Source organism: Streptomyces phaeoluteigriseus, assembly GCF_001896135.2.
GTDB lineage: Bacteria > Actinomycetota > Actinomycetes > Streptomycetales > Streptomycetaceae > Streptomyces > Streptomyces phaeoluteigriseus.
Window position 1 is genome coordinate 1 of sequence record NZ_MPOH02000065.1, and the last position, 14,917, is coordinate 14,917.

General features: G+C 69.9%; 13 protein-coding genes and 4 pseudogenes. 8 read left to right on the plus strand and 9 right to left on the minus strand.

The window, feature by feature from the left end:
- A pseudogene (locus BM536_RS42015) lies at positions 1-382 on the plus strand (hypothetical protein); the annotation flags it as partial.
- A complete protein-coding gene (locus BM536_RS44165) occupies positions 382-504 on the plus strand; it encodes a hypothetical protein (RefSeq protein ID WP_281258634.1) in 123 nt (40 codons plus the stop codon). The pseudogene BM536_RS42015 and the gene BM536_RS44165, both read left to right, overlap by 1 nt.
- A gap of 27 nt (positions 505-531) precedes the next feature.
- Here BM536_RS44165 and BM536_RS43765 read toward each other — a convergent pair.
- Positions 532-642 (minus strand): annotated as a pseudogene (locus BM536_RS43765) (IS5 family transposase); the annotation flags it as partial.
- Positions 643-980: 338 nt separating this feature from the next.
- Between BM536_RS43765 and BM536_RS38670 the strand changes: the two are divergent.
- Positions 981-1,919 carry a hypothetical protein gene (locus tag BM536_RS38670; protein ID WP_094104093.1) on the plus strand — a complete coding sequence of 313 codons (939 nt, stop codon included), beginning with the start codon at positions 981-983 and terminating at the stop codon, positions 1,917-1,919.
- A 63-nt stretch (positions 1,920-1,982) separates the two neighbouring features.
- On the opposite strand, the gene BM536_RS38675 is transcribed toward BM536_RS38670, so the two are convergent.
- The 7 genes and pseudogenes from BM536_RS38675 to BM536_RS41035 form a co-directional block, all read right to left on the minus strand.
- Positions 1,983-3,371: a tetratricopeptide repeat protein gene (locus BM536_RS38675; RefSeq protein WP_073498810.1), complete on the minus strand. Its 1,389-nt coding sequence runs from the start codon at positions 3,369-3,371 to the stop codon at positions 1,983-1,985.
- A gap of 1,487 nt (positions 3,372-4,858) precedes the next feature.
- A complete protein-coding gene (locus tag BM536_RS38685) occupies positions 4,859-5,482 on the minus strand; it encodes a GNAT family N-acetyltransferase (RefSeq protein ID WP_143651155.1) in 624 nt (207 codons plus the stop codon).
- A gap of 29 nt (positions 5,483-5,511) precedes the next feature.
- Positions 5,512-5,745 (minus strand): hypothetical protein, encoded by a 234-nt coding sequence (locus tag BM536_RS38690; protein ID WP_073498806.1) that lies wholly within the window; start codon positions 5,743-5,745, stop codon positions 5,512-5,514.
- Between the two features lie 205 nt (positions 5,746-5,950).
- Positions 5,951-6,421 carry a hypothetical protein gene (locus BM536_RS38695; RefSeq protein WP_079275236.1) on the minus strand — a complete coding sequence of 157 codons (471 nt, stop codon included), beginning with the start codon at positions 6,419-6,421 and terminating at the stop codon, positions 5,951-5,953.
- 5 nt (positions 6,422-6,426) lie between these two features.
- The gene (locus tag BM536_RS43770) at positions 6,427-6,567 is read right to left on the minus strand and encodes a hypothetical protein (RefSeq protein ID WP_245874039.1); all 141 of its coding nucleotides are present in this window, start codon (positions 6,565-6,567) and stop codon (positions 6,427-6,429) included.
- A gap of 315 nt (positions 6,568-6,882) precedes the next feature.
- Positions 6,883-11,225, minus strand: a pseudogene (locus BM536_RS38700) (putative T7SS-secreted protein); the annotation flags it as partial.
- A gap of 2 nt (positions 11,226-11,227) precedes the next feature.
- Entirely contained in the window at positions 11,228-11,380 is a 153-nt protein-coding gene (locus BM536_RS41035; RefSeq protein WP_158086599.1) for a hypothetical protein, read from the minus strand.
- A gap of 412 nt (positions 11,381-11,792) precedes the next feature.
- Between BM536_RS41035 and BM536_RS38705 the strand changes: the two genes are divergently transcribed.
- The 5 genes from BM536_RS38705 to BM536_RS38730 all read left to right on the plus strand — a co-directional run bounded on the left by BM536_RS38705 (position 11,793) and on the right by BM536_RS38730 (position 14,662).
- A complete protein-coding gene (locus BM536_RS38705) occupies positions 11,793-12,194 on the plus strand; it encodes a hypothetical protein (RefSeq protein WP_073499980.1) in 402 nt (133 codons plus the stop codon).
- 65 nt (positions 12,195-12,259) lie between these two features.
- Positions 12,260-12,718, plus strand: coding sequence for a hypothetical protein (locus tag BM536_RS38710; protein ID WP_094104094.1), 459 nt, complete (start codon positions 12,260-12,262; stop codon positions 12,716-12,718).
- An 18-nt stretch (positions 12,719-12,736) separates the two neighbouring features.
- Entirely contained in the window at positions 12,737-13,033 is a 297-nt protein-coding gene (locus BM536_RS38715; protein WP_281258633.1) for a tyrosine-type recombinase/integrase, read from the plus strand.
- Positions 13,030-13,365, plus strand: a complete 336-nt coding sequence (locus BM536_RS38720; RefSeq protein WP_073499976.1) for a helix-turn-helix domain-containing protein — start codon at positions 13,030-13,032, stop codon at positions 13,363-13,365. The genes BM536_RS38715 and BM536_RS38720 overlap by 4 nt, the downstream gene beginning before the upstream one ends.
- 808 nt (positions 13,366-14,173) lie before the next feature.
- Positions 14,174-14,662, plus strand: coding sequence for a hypothetical protein (locus BM536_RS38730; protein WP_143651159.1), 489 nt, complete (start codon positions 14,174-14,176; stop codon positions 14,660-14,662).
- A 147-nt stretch (positions 14,663-14,809) separates the two neighbouring features.
- On the opposite strand, the pseudogene BM536_RS38735 reads toward BM536_RS38730, so the two are convergent.
- Positions 14,810-14,917: pseudogene (locus tag BM536_RS38735) on the minus strand (IS5/IS1182 family transposase); the annotation flags it as partial.

Consider the following 14,917-nt stretch of genomic DNA (forward strand, 5'->3'; position numbering starts at 1 on the left):
CGGCCTGACGGTCGAGGACTGGGCGCAGATGCTGGGGGCGGCCGAGCGGGGCGAGGGGCCGCCGGTGGACTGGGGGCTGTTGGAGCGGTACGTGGATGCGGTGGGTGTGGTGAGGCGGGCCCGTGATGAGGAGCTCGTGCGGGCGCGGATGGTGTTGCTCGGTCTGCGCTGGTTCTACGGGCTGTATGTGATGCACGGGCTGCTCATGCCGGACACACCGGCGCAGGCCGCGCTGCGGCAGCGGATCGACGAGTGGGGCATGAGTGGGGCATGTTCCCCTTCCTGGACCACGTCATCGCCGTCAGCCCCTCCCCTGGGCAGTTCGCCGAGTCTCTGGCGGTCTGCATGGAGCCGCCCTTCGGCAATCTGTACGAGGCGCTGATGGAGCAGCTCGCAGAGGACCCGGACGTCTTCCGTATCCCCGGTGACGAGACGGGGGCCGTCGGCTTCGGGGAGCAGTGGATGCGCGCGATGGCCGAACTGAAGGAAGCCGGCAGGCGATGATGCCGCCGGGAGGCTCCTTCTGCAGTGCCCCATTTTTCGCACGCCGGCGGCGTGCTGGTGAGCCCGGGCGACCGTGGAGTCCACACTCACGTCCCATGTGATCAAGCCCTTCGCGTCGGCCTCGGCCTGCAACTGCACGAAGATCCGCTTCCAGGTACCGTCTCGTTGCACAACGGCGCACGGCGGGCATCCGACGGCGCTGACCGGGACCGGACCCGCACGTCGTGAGCCACAGGACCCCGGGGCCCGATGCTGCTCACCGCGCAGCGGCGGGCTCGGACACCGCCAACTCGGCGGCCCGCGCCCTACGCTGTGACGGTCACCGTCGCTCGTGATGCATGAGCAGGCGTCCGTGGGCTCAGTCGCGCCCGCGCGGCACGAAACGGGAGCGATCACTGTGACCGGATCGGTCGTGGTATAGATCCTGAGAAGGCTGACCATTAGCACCCGCGCGCGCCCCCGACCACAACAAGGCGATGAGCTCCCACACTTCTCCTGACGCCACCGGCGACCGGGTTGCCCGGCTCCTCTCCCAGTACGCCGCCCGGCGTGAGCGCACCGTGGACGACCACATGTTCCGCGGCGCCGAGCAGGCCCCGGCGCCGGGTGCCTTCCGCCTGCAGTTGTTCGACGCCGCCGCTGTCCGGCCCGTCGTGCTTGCCATCCAGACCGTCGACGACGGGCCGAGCCTGATCAACCGGGCGGAGGCCTACGCCAGCGCGGTCTGGCGATGCCACCGGCCCGACGACGCCGAGCCGCCCCTGTGGATCCAGCGGCAGCTCGATGAGCCAGGCGATGACGAGTCCCCCTTCCAGCTGGTGACCTTCACTGTCGTCGGCCACCACCGCCTCGCCGAGCCCCGCTGGCACCGGCTCACCGCCGCACAGGTCGAGCACCTCCTCGGTCAGCCGGCCGACGGCAGCCGCGGCGACGGCTACCAGCCGCCGCCCGCCGAGCCCGAGGAGATCCCGGTCTACGAGATCACTCCGGTCGCCGCTCTGCCCCAGCCGCGTCCCTTCCGCGAGCCCCATTGCATGCCCGGCCCGAACAGTTGGCGCCGTCTGCTGTTCTGGCGCACGCACCCCGCACGGCCGGCCTCCTGCTGCTGGTATCACCAGCAGGACTGGACGAGGCTGTCCGAGACCGCCATCACCCTGATCGAGGACGCCCACCGCGACGGCGCCACCGGATGCGACATCGCCCCCTACGCTCTGGACAAGGCCCGGGCCGCCGGACCCGCCGCCGACAACCACGCGCTGCACACCCTGCTCGCGCCGAGCCTCGCCATCTGCGCCACCAGCGCCTTCACCAACGGCCAGCACCGCGTTCAGGCCATGCGTGACCAAGGAGTCATCCGCACCATCACCGTCCGCTGGCACACTCCCGGCGCCCCGACCGAGACCGACCTCGGCTGATCCGCTCCGCCAGACACCCGATCCCGCGGCGGCACCGACCTACGGGCCGGCGCGAGAAGACCATCAGCTGGGCGGCCGGCCCTGCGGCCCTAAGGCCAGCGCCTGGGCGTACACGATGTTGGTCTGGAGAAGTCCTGCGGGGTGCAGGTCGCCGAGCTCGAGCGCTATCTCGACGGCCCGGGTGTAGGCGTCGACAGCCTCGGTGAACCGGCGGACTTCACGCAATGTGCCGCCGAGCTCGTTCAGCACAGCCGACTCGCGGCGCCGGTCACCACTCTGGCGAGCGGCCGTGGCGGCTTCCTTGGTGAGCGACATGCCTTCCAGGCGGCGATCGCCGATTTCGTCCGCGATGTCGACGGCCCGAGTATGCGCGTCGATGGCCTCCTCGAACCGGCGTAGCTCTCTCAAGGCCAGGCCCAGGTTGTTCAGCGCGGTGGCTTGGAGGTGGAGGTCGCCGGTTTCGCCGGCGAACACAGCGGCCCGGGTGTGGGCATCGATGGCTTCTTCGAGTCGGCGTACCTCGTGCAGGGCGTTGCCGAGGTTGGTCAGGGCTATGCCTTCGCCGTGGCGGTCGTTGAGGCTGCGAGCCGTGGCGGCGGCGCGGGTGAGAGTCTCGATGGCCTCGTCGAACCGACGGGTCTGGTGCAGGGCGGTGCCGAGGTTGTTCAACATCGTCAATTCGCCGACGTGATCGCCCAGGACACGGCATGCGGCCATGGCCACGGTGCTGATGGTGATGGAGCTGTCGAACAGGCGGCGGAAGTGGAGGAACTCGACAAGGTAGACGGCGAGAGCTGCGCTGGTTTCGTGGCGGCCATGGGCGGTGGCCATGGTGACGGCGGCGACGAGGCTGTCGCACTCGGCGTCGAGCCAGGACAGTGCACCGTCGCGGTCGGCGAAGTAGTGGGTGCGCGTGCCAGGCTGCAGGTCCAGGTGGGTGTTGGCAGCCCAGGTGAAGGCCTCGTAGAAGTCGAGGAGGCGGATGCGGGCGGCGTCACGTTGGTCGGGATCGGCGTAGGCGTGCCCCGCCTCGTCCGCATAGAGGCGCACCAGGTCGTGCAGGCGCCAGCGGCCCCATACGGGGCCCGGTTCGATCAGGTGAGAGCGGGCCAGGTCCTGCAACATCTCCTCCGCCTGCGGCACGTCCACGTCGGCGAGGCGGGCGGCAGATTCGGTGGCGAGGTCGTGTCCGGGGTTGAGCGGCAAGAGCCGGAACAATCTGGCGTGGTCCTGGTCAAGGTGTTGATGGGACAGCTCGAAGGCGGCGCGGACGGCTCGGTCCTCGCGCCGTAACCGATCGAGCCGGGAGTGTTCTGCGCGCAGCGCCTGGGCGAGGGAGGACAGCGGGCGCGTGGGGGTGTCGGCGAGCAGGGCAGCGGCGGTGCACAGGGCCAGCGGCAGGCCCGCACACAGCCGGGCGATAGCCGCGGCGTCTTCGGGGGCCTGGGCCACACGTCGGTCGCTGCTGCCGCGGGCCCGGTGGAGGACTTGGCGCAGCAACTCGATCGAATCGGGCTGACTCAGTGTGCCGAGATCATGCAGGCGGGCGCATTTCAGCCGGATCGGGCCTTGCCTGACCGTAAGGCCCGGCCATGACCGCGTCCGCCATCCGGCAACGTCGTGCAGTCCGTGACCGGGCGCTCGACGGCCCGGACACCAACACCTGCGGCACGTCCAGCCGGGGCGCACGCGCGGGCGGGTCCGGGCCTTGAGGCCTCCCGTGCCGCGGTGGTGTCGGGACCCTCCGGGTCGAAGATGTTCCGGGGTGGGCGGCATAGGGCGGCGATGTTCCGGGGTGGGCGGCATAGGGCGGCGCGGCCTTGGCGCCTTGGAGCAGCAGGCTCTCGCGTCGCCGCGACGTACGGCCGTGTCTCTCGTCCCGGCCGTCCAATAGGCGCAGAGGATCCGCCGCCGGCCTCGGTGGGGGCGAAGGGGCTGCTGGGAGTGTGAGTGCGCGGGCTGTTCCCCACCATCTCCCACATCCCCGGCTTCACCGCCATGCCCCACCTCTCCTCGCCCCGGCCACTCAACTTGCCGGGGTGATGCATGCTTCCACTCCCGCCACCCCCGTGGGGACGGCAATCACTGTGTAGGAACAGCTCCAGCAGTTGCACGGCCTGCCCGAAGGTGCGCCGGGGACGGCGGGCGGGGGTGAGCGGGTTGCTGGTGGGGGTGAGGGGCAGGTGATCATCAGCTGCTGCTGGCCGGGGTGGAGGTCAGCCCAGGTGGCCAGGTGGCGGGCGAGCCAAGAACCGATCTTCACGCCGGTGAGCTGAGTGTCGCAGGTGAGTACGGCAGGGGCGGCGCCGGAGGCGAGGTAGGCGCACGGCAGATGGCATTTGCGGTGCCAGTCCGCACCGTGGGGCAGGGGCCAGTCGGAAACCAGCGCGGTTAGCAGTGGCGTCGTACGGCGCGTCTACGCGGTACCGGGCATGAAGGAACGGCCGCACCACCCCGCTGCCTGCACCCGTACCGCTGCCGTTCTGGGGCGGCCCGCTGGTCCTGCCGTCTCCGCACCGTATGTTGAGCGCACATTTCGCGCACGAATCGCATACAGAAGGCGTCCGCCCAGCCACTCCCCCACCTCCCGCTCGCTGCAGCACTTCGCACCCCGTTCGGTGAGGAAGCGCGGATGCCGCGCTTCGACGGCAACTGGTCCACGGCGGGAGAGGCTGGCGCTGATGAACGTCACGGCTGGCGTGGACGAGGGCAGCGAGTGGTCGTCACCCAGGTCGTTGGTGAAGGCCTCGCGCTCCTTCGCCGTCCAGGGAGAGGCTCTGGAGTTCCAGGCCCGGCGAGCGGGACCGGTGGTAGATGTTCAGGCCGGTCGGTAGGGGGACGTAGGTGTTGATGTTGGCGCTGTACCACTCCCCCTTGCGGACGTCATGCCCACCTCCCGGGGCGGACGTGGAGCAGTCGCTCCTCGCTGACGGTGCCGGTCAGGGGGCGCACGGCCAGGCGGTAGCCGTCGTTGCCGTCGCGGCACGTGATGGGGTGCTGCAGTGGCCGGGCCGGGCGAGGGTGTAGCCGCGGTGGCGCCACCAGCGCAGCACCGGGAAGTCATGGGCGGCGATCCTGGCGAGTAGGACGCGGGCGTGGTCGTCGGCGGCCAGCGCGTACGCGGCATCCAGCAGGGCGCTGCCCACGCCCGCGCGCCGGGCGTGGGCGGCGACGACCACGAGTTCGATCTCGCGCAGGTCGGCGGCCAGCCGGGCCTGCGCGGCCGGTCCGTGGTCGTGGTGGGCGGTGATGAGGCGGACGGGCGGCAGCAGGTAGAGCAGACCGGCCGGCTCCACGCTGCCGGACAGCCCGCCCACCAGCACCCGACCGGCGCCGTGGGGCACGCGGATGCGGCCACTGCCGGTGCAGGCAGCGGCCGCGAACTGCGAGACGTCGTAATCCCCTTCCCCGGCGGCCAGCGCCATCGAGGCCAGCTCGGCGATCACATCCCGGTCCGCCGGGCGGGGCGAGCGCACCCACGGCCGACCACTGGCGCCCCTACTGCCGGGACTGGCGGCGGGCGCGCCGTGCGCGCAGGCGGCAGCCGTGGTTGCAGTGGGCATGCTCGGGGCTGGGCAGGCGGGGTGCGCGTTCACGCCGTCTGCCGCACGGCGTCACGGCAGGCCGTGCACCACCGTTGGCCGCTCTCGGCGAGGTCGGCGGGCAGTTCGCGGTTCCCGCCGGGCGCGCTGATGCCGGGCTCCCCGCACGCGATCTCGTGCAGGGCGCAGTTGCCGTCGCACGATGCGGGATCCACCGGCGCATGCCACACGATCTCGACCTCGCCCAGGGCACGGGAACGTACGCGCTCCGCCACAGCCAGCATGCTCGCCTCTCCTTCCGGATATACCGGGTTGCAGCCCGGCTTTGGCGCCGTCCGCAGCACGGTAGCCGTCTTTGCGGCAGGCGATGATCTGGTTTCCGGCGCGGACACCCCGGGCCGATGCCCTCATCCGGGTGGAGGCGGCTTGGGGTCAAGGACCGGTGCCGGACGAGCCGTACCGGCACCTCGGGCTGTTGGGAAAGCAGGATCACGCTGAGGCGGGCGCGGGTTCTTCCAGGACGGCCACGACCATCACGGGGAGGTCGGTGTCCTGCTGTACGACACCGGCGGTCAGGGTCCGTCCGTCAAGGATCCACTTGCGGGCCGCGATGAACTCGTCCTTGTCCGCATCCGTCAGGTCGGTCTGGGCGAGGTGGTCGGCGAGCGGGGAGTTTTCGATCTCGGGGAGGAACGTGGCCAGTTCCTGCTCGCCTTGTTCGTAGACGGCGTCCAGGTCGTCGAAGTAGCCGGATTCGTCGACGTCGCGGATCCAGACGGCGAATGAGGCGCGGACGGCTCCGCTGCGGAACTTCTGGGTCCATCCCCGGATGCCGTCTTTGCGCCAGGACGTCTCCACGCCGTCGCGGGGCTTGCCGCCGGGCGTCCACTCCTGGGCTGCGAACCTTTCCGCCGCGCCCTCGATGGTCAGCGGGACCAGGTCGCGGAGTTCTTCAAGCATTGCGGTCACTGCAGCCATGAACTCATTCCACTCATGCCGTTGCCGGGCACGTGATAGGCCTTGAGCTGTCCGCTGGCGTAGGCCTCGGGGAAGGCCTTGGACAGCACCTCGTTCACGTGCGCGGCGCCCCATTCGTTGGACACCATATAGCGGACTCCCTTGCCCTTGAGGTCCTCGTTGAGGGCGAGCAGCTTCTCGGTCTGGGTGGTGAGCCGGTTCTCGTCATAGAAGTCAGAATCGGGGTTGTACGGGGATTTTTCCCATTCGCCGTATTTGTCGCCGCCGGTCCACTTGGCTTCGGTGACCCAGCCGTCTCGTGGGCCGCCGTCGATGTGGACTTCCCGGCCGTCCGGCAGGATCCACTGTTGCTCGTAGCTCTGGTTGGTGACGAGTTGCTGGTATCGGAACGACGGGCGTTGGAGTTGCTTCTCGGTCAGCCAGCCCAGTCCTTTGAACCGCGAGTAGGGCGACAGGCCGAGCGGGTCGCAGAGGGTGAACGGGTTGTGGACGTAGGTGACCGGGTTCGGTGCAGGTCCCAGACCGAGGGGGTCTGGTGAGGTGTAGCGGCCGGTTTCGGGGTCGTAGTGGCGGAAGAGGTTGTAGTGGAGGCCGGTTTCGGGGTCGTAGTACTGGCCGGGAAAGCGCAGGGGGGTGTAGGCGGTGCTGGAACGGGTCCAGGCGGTGGTCCCCCACAGGGTGCTCCTGGCGCGCCAGGCGATGTGACCTGATTCGTCGATGAGTTCGGTGGGCGTGCCGATGAGGTCAGTGGCGATGGCGAAGAATCGCCGGTCGATCTCTTCCTGGCGGTCGTCCGGGGTGAGGAGGCGTTCTGTCTGGGACAGTGGAGCCAGGCCGCGGTGGTTCCAGGTGAGGGCGACCACGTGCGGCAGGTCCGGCGTGTGGACCGTCTGTTCGCACAAGGTGGTGCCGTCCCAGGTGAAACGGATCTCTTCGGCAACGGTCTCGCCGTCGTCGGCGAGGCGTTGTTTGGCGGTGCGGCGGCCCAGAGGGTCGTAGCGGTAGCGCCATCGGGTGCCGTCGGGGGTGGTGACGGAGGTGAGGCGGTTTTCGGCGTCCCATGCGTAGTGCCAGGTGTCGGGTTTGCGCGAGAGGCGGGTTTTCTGGCGCAGGACGACCGGCCGAGGGCGTCGTGCTGGAAGCGGACGGTGCCGGCGCGGGTGAGGGTGGTGCCGGTGTAGGTGCGCGGTCCGGTGGCCTCGTGGCCGGGGTGGGAGGCGGGCCAGGAAGCGTCGGTCTGGTTGCCGGCGGTGTCGTAGGCGTAGTGCTCGATCCAGTCCTGGGCGTGGACGGCGGTGACGCGGCCGGCCGTGTCGAGGTCGAAGGTGCGCGAGCCTGACAGGTCGTCGGACAGGGAGGCGAGGTGGCCGTCGGGGCGGTAGGAGTAGCGGCGGTGGTTGAGGGAGCGGTCGTTGATCGTCAGGTGTTGGGCGGAGAGTCTTCCGGCCTCGTCCCAGGCGGAGGCCAGGATGAGTGCGCCGCCGAAGACGCGCTCGAGTTCGCGGCCGGCCGCGTCATGGGTGAAGGTGACCTCGCGGCCGTCGACGCTCATCCGAGTGGGGCGGCCGGCGGTGTCGTAGCCGTATTCGGTGACTGCGCCGGTGGGGGTGGTGCGGCGGACTCGACGGCCCAGGACGTCGTAGGCGTAGTTCATGGCACGGCCGTCGACGAGTTCGGTTTTGATTCTGCCCCGCCGGTCGTAGACGTAGGCGACCTCGCTGTCCGGTCCGACTGTCTGCAGCAGGCGTCCGGCCCGGTCGTAGGCATAGGTGGTGACCTTGCCCGCGGCGTCCTTGCGCACTGCCTGGCCGAGCTGGTTGTAGGTGTAGGAGGTGACATGGCCGAGGGCGTCGGTTCGGGAGGTGAGTTGTCCGGCGGCGTCGTAGTGGTAGGTGAGGGTGCGGCCGTCGAAGTCGGTCTCGGAGATGAGCCGGCCGGCCTGGTCGTACTCGTATGACCAGGTGAGCCCCTGGGGGTTGGTGACCTGGGTGAGCCGTAGGTGGGTGTCGTGCTCGAATGTGTAGCCGGTGCCGTCGGGCCGGGTGCGGGCGGCCGGCAGGTCGAAGTGTGTGTACTCGAAGCGGGAGACGCTGCCGGCCGGGTCGGTGTGGGTGAGGCAGTTGCCTTCGCCGTCATAGGTCCATGACTCGGTCGCGCCGTCCGGGGCGGTCCGGCAAGCGAGATTGCCGTCCGCGTCCCATTGGAGCCAGGTGATGCCGTCCACCGGGTCGGTGATGCGGACGGTGCGGCCCAGAGCGTCGCGTTCCATCCGGGTGGTGCCGCCGGCCGGGTCGGTCACTTCCACTGGCAGGCCGGCGGCGTCACAGCGCACGGTGGTGGTGGCGCCGAGGGCGTCGGTGACTGTGGTGAGCCTGCCCCGGTCGTCGTAGGTGTAGCGGGTGGTGGAGCCTGCCGGATCGGTGACGGCGGTGCGGTTGCCGCGTTCGTCGAACTCTTGGAGCCAGCGGGTGCCGTCCGGCCCGCAAAACTGTGTGGGCAGTCCGAGCAAGCCCCGCACGGCACTCAGTTCACTGCCGTCGGGCCGGGTGAGTGTGACGAGTCGGCCCTCGTCGTCGTAGGAGTACGCGGTGGTCCGCCCCAGCGGGTCCGTGCGGCTCAGGACGTTGCCGCGGGCGTCGTGGCGGAACCGGGTGGTGTGGCCGAGGGGGTCGGTGGTGGCGATCACCCGGGAGTGGTGGTCGACGAGGTGGCGGGTCGCGTGGCCGTCGGCGGTGGTGAGGGTGGTGGTGCGGTGGCCGGTGGCGGGGTCGGGTTCGGTGTAGGTGAGGGTGATCTGGACGTGGCCGGCCTCGCCGCCTTCGGCGACGACGCGGTCGTGGTCGTCGTAGAGGTAGTCGTAGCGGCTGCCGTTGGAGTCGATCCAGGCGATGACGCGGTGGCGGTCGTCGTGGACGAAGGTGGTGGCGGCGCCCGAGGGTTTGGTGACGGTGGTCAGGTCGCCGTCCTGGTAGCCGTAGCTCATCAGGGGCAGGTCCGTGCCGTCCTCGCCCCCACCGGCCAGGGACAGGGCGGTGACCAGGCCGTCGGCGGTGGTCAGCTTCACCCGGTGGCCCGCCGAGTGGACCAGGGCCAGCGGCAGGCCGTCCTCGCCGCGGTCGACGGCCCACCAGTTGCCGTGAAGATCCTCGGTCCGCTCCAGCCAGGCGGTGCCATCGCCTCCCGGTTCGGTGCCGGGCGGGGCGGTGAAGCGGCGGACCAGACCGCTGTCGGGGTCGGTGAGCGTGTAGTCGCCGTCGGGCTCGCGGGCCAGCAGGGTGCGGAAGGTGCCCGATTCCGGCGAGGTGGGGGCGCCGGGGACCGGGTGCGGGTACGGGATCAGCAGGCCGTCGGCGGTGACGTGCAGGACACCGATGGCGTCGACCTGGAGGCGCTCGTCGACGGTGGAGGTCCAGGCGGGGCCCAGGAAGCGGCCGGTTGTGGCGCCGGACTCGGTGCGGCGGGTGAAGACCAGCGGCAGGATGCCGGGGATCTCGAGGTCGGTCTGGGGCAGGAACATCCGGCCCGAGGCGAGGTCGACGGGGTCGGTACCGGCAACGGTACGAGTTCCGTCGGGCCGGTTGTGGGTGCCGTTAGGGGCGTCGTCGACCAGCTTGCGCAGCCGGGCCGCGTCGGCGGCCTCCTCCGCGATGCGGATGCCCTTCACCGCGGCGCCGCCGCCACCGGTGGCGGCGGTCAGCGCGAGGTCCGGGATCAGGCGGCCGAAGCCCTCGGCCGGATCCTTCATGAAGTCGCTGATCATCTGCTTGCCGGTGCCGACCGGGTCGTTGGCGGCGACCACCAGGCCGGCGGCCAGGCTGTTGAGGGACGTGGCGTACTCGGCCGGGTGCGTGATGTTGTACGGGTCCAACGGGTTCACGCTGCGCACGAAGTTGAGCAGCCCGGCCGTACCCTTGATGATGCCGCCGCCGACGTGGTCGCCCATGATCTGCAGTTCCTGCAGCCCGTCGCCCAACTGCTCCGTGTACGACGGCTTCTTCGGGGCCATGTCGCGGGCCGCGCGCACCGCCGCGCGGGCGGTCTCCGCCGCCGAGTTCCGCTGCGTGCGGGCCTCGGCGAGGATGTCCTGGGCCTCCTTCATCAGCTTCTTGCCCGGGTCGTCGAACGTCGCCGCGGGCTTGGCCGGCAGCGAGGCCGGGTCGCGCTTGTCCGCCGGCTGGGCGTTGTAGCGGTCGACGGCGCTGTTGTAGTCGTCGACCTTCTTGCGGTGGGCGTCGGCGGCGTCCTCGGAGGCCTTGACACCCTCCTTCCACATGTCGATCGCCGTCTGCGCCTGGTTTTGAGCCCACACCACGGTGTTGGCGAACGCCTCCAGCGCGGCGGCCGCCTTCTCGACCGCGTCGGCGCTGGTGAACCACTTGGGCAGCTGGGTGCTCACCGCGGTCCGCAGCGCCTCGGCCGTCTCGCCCTTGAGCCGGGCCGGGTCCATGCCCTTGAGACCGTCGCCGGTGCCGTCGAAGGCCTTCTGGAAGGCGTACAGTTTCTCGGCGGTGGAGCGCAACGTGTCGGGGCTGCCGTAGATCAGCTTGGTCTTGTCCTCGGTCTGGCCGAGGTCCATCTCGTCGACCTCGGCGCCCAGCCGGTTGGCGACCGAGCGGGACTGCTCGCGCACCCAGTCCGCGCCGGACTCCCAGCCGACGTCGTCCAGCCGGTCGGCGGTCCAACTGCCCGCGTCCTCGACCCGGTTGCCCACCCACTCGACGCCGTCCTCGACCACGTCCTCGACCGAGTCGGGCGTGATGTCACTGATGAAGTCGCCGATACCCACGGTCAGTTCCCCCCGGACTCGCCCTGCTGCTGTTCCTGCCGGGCGCGTTCCTCCGGCGACGGGCCGAAGGTGTCGTCCAGCGCCTGCTTCCACTGGTCGTCGAGGAACACGATCTCATCAACGAGGCAGGCACCCAGCAGCATTACGTATTCCACACAAGCCGCTCCAGGGCCCGTGCCACAGGGCGAACCGGGCCAGCGCCCTCTCCTCGGTGAGCCCTCAGATCCACCGCACCCCGCCTGAACGTACCGGTCACAGGCTTTCGGCCGATGACCGGCACCAGGAGCGCCAGGAGCACCAACCGACGCATGTCCCCGCCCAGGGCACGTCTACACCTGGCCACCCCACTGGACTCAAAGAGCACCACCTGGAACGAGACTCACCCCACCGTCCCGCCGCGCAGGATCCCGGCCGCTTCGGCCGGGCACATGCCTGGATCCGCCGCCGTAACACCTTCATCTCCAGCGCCCTGCGCGGCGCCGCCTACAGCTCGGACGCCGACGCCATCAGCTTCCTCCCTCGTGAAGATGGGTCTTGCTGTCAGACCTGCGCTGCACGGTCCGCTCCATGGCTGAGAGACCGACGACGAACTGGCGCAGGGGCATAGCCAAGGAGGCCGCGGAGCTTTCCGCCGGCACCCTGGATCCCGACTGCGCGTGCATGGTCGAGCTGTTCCCCGGAGAGCTGCTGGTGGAGATTGATGCTGTCCTCGACGTGTTCGATGCCGAGGTGCCCACGCTCGCAGAGGGCGACGACACACAGATCTTCGCCGCAGTGGAGCGCGTCGTCCTGGCCCTGAACGCCGTGAACGAGGCTCACGACGAGTGCGCCTTCGAAACCGATGAGCGCGAGCAGTTGTGCGCCTGCATCGATGAGGCGCTCAGCGAGCAGGGAGTCGACGTCGCGGCCCTGACCGCGAGGTACGGGCTCGGCCGGCACGAGCTCACGGACCGGTGGCGGGACTGGTGAGCAACCCCTCGTCGTGAGAGATCAGGTCGACTGTGGCCAGCGATCGGAGTGTCTACGATCGCGCGATGAGCTACGACATCTACTTCTTGAGCCGACGCGACGGGCAATCCTGGGATGAGGTCCTGGAGGCGATGGAAGACGCGGCCGAGCACAGCGAGCCGACCCCTGCCCGCCTCCTTGAAGCTTGGGAACGCATAGTCCCGCAGGCCCGGTTTCTGCTGGGCGAAGTGGACATCACTGAGTACGAACAGGAGTCCCGAGACCTCAGCCACTCGGGCACCGGCATCGACCTGTCCGTCTTCGGTGACGAGGTGAGCATCACAGTGCCCTACTGGCATGCAGGGGAAGATGCCGCGGTCGTGCTCGGCAAGGTCTTTGCCCTGGCGGCCATCGTCGAGAAGGAAACGGGGCTGACTGCCTACGACCCCCAGACAGAACGTCCGTTGGCAGAGGTCCAACCGCAAGGCGCGATAGCGCTGATGTCAAGGACCACCGAGGTTTTGCGCAGCCGCTACGGTGGTTGATCAATCGCCAACGGAGGTGTGGCGGAGGCCGGTGGGGGTGCAGCGAGGCACACGCCCCTACTCGGTCGGCGCACCCACCGTCGTGGCGGACTGTCGTCGGCTGTTCCTCATCTTCTGCGGCACGCGTGCGCGACGCACAACTATGAGCGCGGGATGTCCTTGTGGGAGGTGCAGCGTTTGCTGGGCCATTGGTGGAGTACGACGACGGTTCGGTATCTGCTGACTGCGCAGGGTGATCCGGAGCAGGCGGCGCGGCGGGCGTCGGCCGAGCGGGCCGGGCAGCGGCTGGTGGCCGACACGGGGAGTCTGCGGTGAAGTGGAATCTGCGCTGGGTGGCGGCGCGGCAGGACATCTGGCGTCCGACGGACTTGCTGGCGGCGTTCCGGCGGGTGGGTTTCAACCCGTCGTTGAGCAAGGTGTCTGCTCTGTGGGGCGGCACGCCGGTCACCGTAAGGCTCGAAGACCTGGACTTGATCTGTCAGGCGCTGGGGTGCACCGTGGCCGACCTTCTGGAGGCCGAGCCGGCCGTGACTGCCGGTGTCGAAGAGGCTGAGACCCAGAGGGCCGCGGGTGGCGAAAGGGATCCAGGTCCGGTGCGTCCGGTGCCGCGGCGCGACGGCCCGCGGCGTCTGCATCCTCCCAACTGAGGCGCGCGATGGGACGGATGAGGCAGTGCGAGGATTGCCTGGCGGTGGCTCCGGCACAGGCCCGCCGCAGCTGGCGGTGCAGCGGATGTCAGCTGTGGGACCACGAGCACCCCCAGCGCGGGGCGTGTCTTCGGTGCCGGTACGAGCAGCACCTGGGTGTGGAAGGGCTGTGCCGCGGGTGCGTGCTGGCCGTGCGCACTGAACGTGCGACGGACACCGCGCTTCGTTTTCCGGCTCCGACGCAGTTGCGGCTGCTGTTTCCCGCCGCGGCGTGTGAGGCCCGGCGTCTGGGACGGCCGGCCGCTGTACGGCCGGCGGAGTCCACCCGATGTGTCCTGCCCGCGGTGATGCCCGGCCAGCAGGTCCTGTTCCCAGTGCTGCGTCAGCTCGGGACGTCGGAGTCGGAGCTGGTCGCACTTGCCCAGAGGCACTGGCCAGAGGAGGAGGAATTGAAGCGGCACACGCTGGTGCTGGCGCGGAGGCGGGGTCTTGGCCAGGCATGGCGCGCTCAGGTAGGGCGGCGTCTGCGTCTGGCCCTGGCCGTGCGGGATGCCGAGGGCGGAAGGAAGGTAACGCGCGAGATCCTCGACCAGGGCCGCGGGATGCAGTTCGGCGCGGCTGCTGCCCAGGAGGTGCTGGCCCACGCGGGTCTGTGGCAGGAGCCCACGCAGGTGAGCGACCAGATGCGTCCGCACCGCAAGGGTGCGCCCGCCGGCATCGTGACCGGCTGCGCGCACTGCGGCAGCTGGGGCATCACCACCCGCCTGTGCCACGGCTGCACCGGCTGGCACCGCCGGGGGAACCACCCGTGGGGCCGGTGCGTGCGCTGCGCACGGGCCGTCTGGCCGTCGGCCTGGTCGCCGTCCACGCCATCAAAGTCACCGATGTCGCCCGGCTGCCCCTGATCGCGCTCGACCTGGCCCACACCACCCTCCGACTGCAGCTGCGCGGCCAACCGCACACGGTCCACCTCGACACACTGACCCGCCACCTCCTGGACGACTATCTCCAGGCGCGACACCAGCAATGGCCCGCCTCCCCCAACCCGCATCTCCTCGTCACCACCCACTCCGCGCACCACCCCGCTCTTCCGCCCGTCAGCTACTGCGCACTGCGCCGCGTGTTCGACCAAACCGGGATCACCCCGCGCCAGATGTGGAGCGACCGGGTACTGGACGAGGCCCGGCACAGCGCCGACCCGGTCCACCTGGTGCACCTGTTCGGCATCCACCCCGGAACCGCCGTCCGCTACGTCCACGCCGCCCACCCTGACAAGGCCCTGCCCGCAATCCGCTGACCTCGACAACATCGGTGCAGGGGGCAACTCACGGTGGGCGCCTGACAGTAATCGTGTCCGCAGGTCACAGTCACTGGCGGCGGCGAAGGCGGGCGATGGCGGCCATGGATCTGGTGCCGCTGAGGATGGCTACCAGACTTAGAGGTCCTAACAAAAGCGTTGGACGTGTCGGTGGGTGATGAGGCAGGTGGCGAGGCCGAGGAAGGCTTCGTGGATGTCGTCGCGTCGTTCCCAGCGGATGCGCAGGCGGCGGAA